Source organism: Bradyrhizobium sp. P5_C11_2 (assembly GCF_054049755.1).
Map to the genome: position 1 here is coordinate 1 of NZ_JBFULT010000610.1, position 4,326 is coordinate 4,326.

The following is a 4,326-nucleotide window of genomic DNA, read 5'->3' on the forward strand; positions in this document are numbered from 1 at the left end:
CTGCTGGTCGGCGGCATCAGCATCATGAACGTCATGATGGTGTCGGTGACCGAGCGCACCCGGGAAATAGGCATCCGCCGCGCGCTCGGCGGGCGGATGCGGGACATCCGTCTCCAGTTTCTCTGCGAAGCGCTCGTGCTCTGCCTGCTCGGCGGCGCCATCGGCGTTCTCGGCGGCGTCACGCTGTCGATGACGGTCGCGCGCATGGCCGGGTGGATCACCTCGATCGACGGCGAGGCGATCGGTCTCGCCCTCGCCTTCTCGATCGCGACCGGCCTCATCTTCGGCTTCTATCCTGCACACAAGGCGTCCAAGCTCAGTCCAATCGAGGCACTCAAGACGGAGTGAGACCATGCTGKGGTGGTCACAACATCGAAACCAAAAGCCAGGGAGGAGCAAGTCATGAGCCCGGATCCGAAAGATTTGATTGCACCGACGCCGCGTGAGCGCGAGCTGATGATGCTTATCGCGCGCGGAATGCAGAACAAGAACATCGCCTACGAGCTCAAGATCTCGGAGAATACGGTGCGAGCGCATATCGGCAACATCATGCGCAAATACCGGCTCCATAACCGAACCCAGATCGCGATCATCTTCGCGCTTCAGTCGGCGCCGCGGTCGCTGCGCCGCGATCTGGCCAATGCCAAGGGCTATCCCCCCGCCGCGAAGCCCACGCCGGCGCTGGCACAAAATCCACGGGTGCTGACCGCGCCGGAATGACGGCCGGTTCTCCCAGCGCCAGGGGCAGGCATCGATAGCCGGATATTTTTTAGCGATTAGAATTTGGACATTTGCTTTCGACGATTAATTTCGGCCAGGCGGCCGCCAAGACTGCCGTCACGGAGCGCTTCTGGATCGCTTCGCCATGGGCGCGGTGACGAGACCGGGGCCGCAAGATCACCTTCCCTGTCTGTGCCTCTTGCATAGCCGGCCGCTCTTGTAACAAAACTGTCATGCAGCAAAACTAAACGATGGCGGGGGGCCGCGGTCGGCCGCCGAGCCGCCTCACCGCAGGCAGGGAGAGATTTGATGCGCCGTTCACTGGTGTTGCTGTCCGCCGGACTGACAGTCCTGTCCACCGGACTTGCCTCCGCCCAGAACAACACGCCCCGTAACCTGATCCTCTTCATCCCTGACGGGCTGCGTGCGCTGAAGGTCACGCCCGAGACGGCGCCGGCGATGGCCGAGGTCCGCGACAAGGGCGTCAATTTCAAGAACCCGCATTCGCTGTTCCCGACCTTCACCATGGCCAACGGCTCGGCAATGTCGACCGGCCATTATCTCGGCGACACCGGGGTGTTCTCCAACACGATCTGGACCAACTACACCTCCGTCCCCGCAGGCGACACCGTGGTCCCCTTCATCGAGAACGACGCCGTGCTCGGCGACATCGACGAGCATTTCAAGGGCGACTATCTCAACGAAGAGACGATTTTGAAGATGGCCCGCGACAAGGGCCTCAGCACGGCCGCCATCGGCAAGGTCGGCCCGACCTACCAGTTCGACCACACCGACAAACCCGAAAAGCCCGGCCTGCATTCGGTCGTGTTCGACGACTCCACGGGCGGCAAGAACGGCGTGGCGCTGTCGGACGAGGTGAAGGATGCGCTGACCAAGGCCGGGCTCCCCATCGCCACGCCGCCGCGCGGCGACAACAGCAAGGCGGGCGACGCCAAGACGCCGGGCACCACGGTCGCCAACGTCGCGCAGCAGGCCTATTTCGCCGACGTCGCCGCCAAGGTGGTGCTGCCGATGTTCAAGGCCCGCAACAAGCCATTCGTGCTGGTGTTCTGGTCGCGCGACCCGGACGGCAGCCAGCACAACACCGGCGACAGCCTCAACCAGATCATGCCCGGCATCAACGGGCCGACCTCGATGGCCGGCATCAAGAACGCCGACACCAACCTCGCCCAGCTCCGCAAGGCGCTCGACGAGCTCGGCCTGGCCGCCTCGACCAATATCATCGTTTCAGCCGACCACGGCTTCTCGACCATCTCCAAGGAAAGCAAGACCAGCCCCTCGGCCAAGGTCAGCTATGACGACACGCCGAAGGACTTCCTCCCGATGGGATTCCTCGCGCTCGACCTCGCCAAGGCGCTCGACCTGCCGCTGTTCGACCCCAACGACAAGAATGCGAAGGTCGAAGGCAACAAGCATCCCAAGGCCGGCAACGGCGTGCTCGGCAAGGATCCGGAGAAGCCCGACCTCGTCGTCGCCACCAATGGCGGCTCGGACCTGGTCTATCTGCCCAACAACGACAAGAAGCTAGCGGCCAGGACTATCAAGGCCCTGCTCGAGCAGGACTATGTCTCCGGCCTGTTCGTCGACGACCGCCTCGGCCGCTTCCCCGGCACCCTGCCGCTGTCGAGCATCAATTTGCGCGGCAAGGCGGCAACGCCGACGCCGGCGATCGTCGTCAACTTCCGCTCCTATGCCAGCGAGTGCGGCGAGGCGCCGACCAACTGCTCGGTGCAAGTGGCCGACACCGTGCTGCGCCAGGGCCAGGGCATGCATGGCAGCTTCAGCCGCGGCGACACCATGAACTTCATGGCCGCGATCGGACCGGACTTCAAAGCCGGCTTCGTCGACGAGCTGCCGGTCAGCAACGCCGACGTCGGCATGACGGCCGCCCAGCTCATGGGCTTGCGCGGCGCGCAGAACGGCGGCCTGGTCGGCCGGGTGATGTCGGAGGCCTTGCCCAACGGCATCGTGCCGAAGGCATACAAGGGCGTGGAGAAGTCGAAGATGTCCGAGAACGGCCTGCAGACCGTGCTCAACACGCAGCGCGTCGGCAGCCAGCGCTATTTCGACGCCGCCGGCTTCCCGGGCCGCACGCTCGGGCTCGAGCCGGACGCCGGCAAACAAAAAACGGCGGGGAAATAACCCCGCCGCTTCGCTCGCGCCCCGCAAGGGGCGCGACAATCTCTAATTCCTACATGCCGATGTCGAACACGTTCGGCAATTGGCCCGCCAGAGGCAGCGCGGTGGCGCCCAGGAAGGTCGCCACCATCGCCATCAGGCGGCGGTTGGTCTGGCGCTTGCCGCGCATCTGGCCGGCGATCCACTCCAGCATCTCGCTGTTGACCTTCGAAGCATAGGACGGCGCCCAGCTCTCGATGTCGGACTCCGCCGACAGCGCGACGCTGCGCGGCGGCACCTTCACGCCCGAGGCGCTGGCCGCGTAGTGGGCGACGGCCTTGGCGAGCAGGTCGTCGAACCGGCCGCCATCGCTACGCTCGGTCGCGGCTTCGTTGATCTCGAACAGCGCTTCGGCTTCGGCGCGGCTGACCGGCTGGTCGTTGACGGCTGTGGCGGTCAGGATGCGGGCGCACCAGGCGGTGTCATCGGCATCGAGCGAGCGGGAAAAGTGCACCCGGCCCTTGGTGGTCGGGCCTTCGCCCGTGATCACGCCGTCGCGCACGATGGTCAGCGCATGGGCCGCGGTATCGCGGCAGGACGGTTCGAGGGACGGCGACTCAACGGACTTCGGCACTGCGGCAGACATAGTTCACTTCCAGATTTCTTCTGATCGACCAGCATTTTCATGCGGACGTAAAGGGGTGGTTAATGATTCGATACGGGGATCGCGACTTTTCTCGATGGTTGCCAATTGGTCGCTGTCAGGACCGTTTCGGTTCCATCAAACGTCGGGCCAGCGTGATGCGGGTCATAAAAGGCTTTATCGGGGCAATCGAGACCGTGCGGCTCCGGTGGAGATGTTTCGCCGCAGGGGCCCCTCTAACAGAAAGGTGCTAGAAAATCGGCCCTTCATGGAAGGAATTCACATTTTACTTGAAGCGGTTCACTTGAGATCGCCAAGACCCTATACTGACAATGACGGCCGAACTGAATTCTCAAGTAAATTCAATATGATGAGGTAGAACCATGACACTCCCGATCGGCACCACCGCCCCCGACTTCGAAGCCGAGACCACCGAAGGGAAGATCAAGTTCCACGATTGGATCGGCAGCAGCTGGGCGCTTTTGTTCTCCCACCCGAAGGACTTCACGCCGGTTTGTACGACCGAGCTCGGCGCGCTGGCCAAGCTGAAGCCGGAATTCGACAAGCGCGGCGTCAAGCTGATGGGCCTCTCGGTCGATCCGGTCGACCGCCATTCCAAATGGTCGGAGGACATCAAGGAGACCCAGGGCGCCGCGCCGAACTATCCGATGATCGGCGACACCGACTTCAACGTCTCGAAGCTCTACGAGATGCTGCCGGCCTCCACATCGGGCGATCCCCTCACCCGCACGCCGGCCGACAACCAGACCGTTCGCAACGTCTTCATCATCGGGCCGGACAAGAAGATCAAGCTGGTGCTGGTC

General features: G+C 63.4%; 5 protein-coding genes. 4 read left to right on the forward strand and 1 reads right to left on the reverse strand.

Annotated elements, in window-relative coordinates; genetic code table 11:
* The 3 genes from ACXJL8_RS35195 to ACXJL8_RS35205 form a co-directional block, all read left to right on the forward strand.
* Positions 1-348 (forward strand): ABC transporter permease (locus ACXJL8_RS35195; protein ID WP_456686471.1); only part of this gene is annotated, 348 nt, incomplete at its 5' end.
* 54 nt (positions 349-402) lie between these two features.
* Complete coding sequence (locus ACXJL8_RS35200; RefSeq protein ID WP_456686472.1) at positions 403-720, forward strand: response regulator transcription factor; 318 nt, start codon at positions 403-405, stop codon at positions 718-720.
* A 309-nt stretch (positions 721-1,029) separates the two neighbouring features.
* Positions 1,030-2,883 carry an alkaline phosphatase family protein gene (locus ACXJL8_RS35205; RefSeq protein ID WP_456686473.1) on the forward strand — a complete coding sequence of 618 codons (1,854 nt, stop codon included), beginning with the start codon at positions 1,030-1,032 and terminating at the stop codon, positions 2,881-2,883.
* Between the two features lie 49 nt (positions 2,884-2,932).
* Here the strand turns inward: ACXJL8_RS35205 and ACXJL8_RS35210 are convergent, their stop codons facing one another.
* Positions 2,933-3,505, reverse strand: a complete 573-nt coding sequence (locus tag ACXJL8_RS35210) for a hypothetical protein (RefSeq protein ID WP_456618102.1) — start codon at positions 3,503-3,505, stop codon at positions 2,933-2,935.
* Positions 3,506-3,885: 380 nt separating this feature from the next.
* On the opposite strand from ACXJL8_RS35210, the gene ACXJL8_RS35215 reads away from it, so the two are divergent.
* The coding region (locus ACXJL8_RS35215; protein WP_456686474.1) for a redoxin domain-containing protein at positions 3,886-4,326 on the forward strand (441 nt) is incomplete at its 3' end.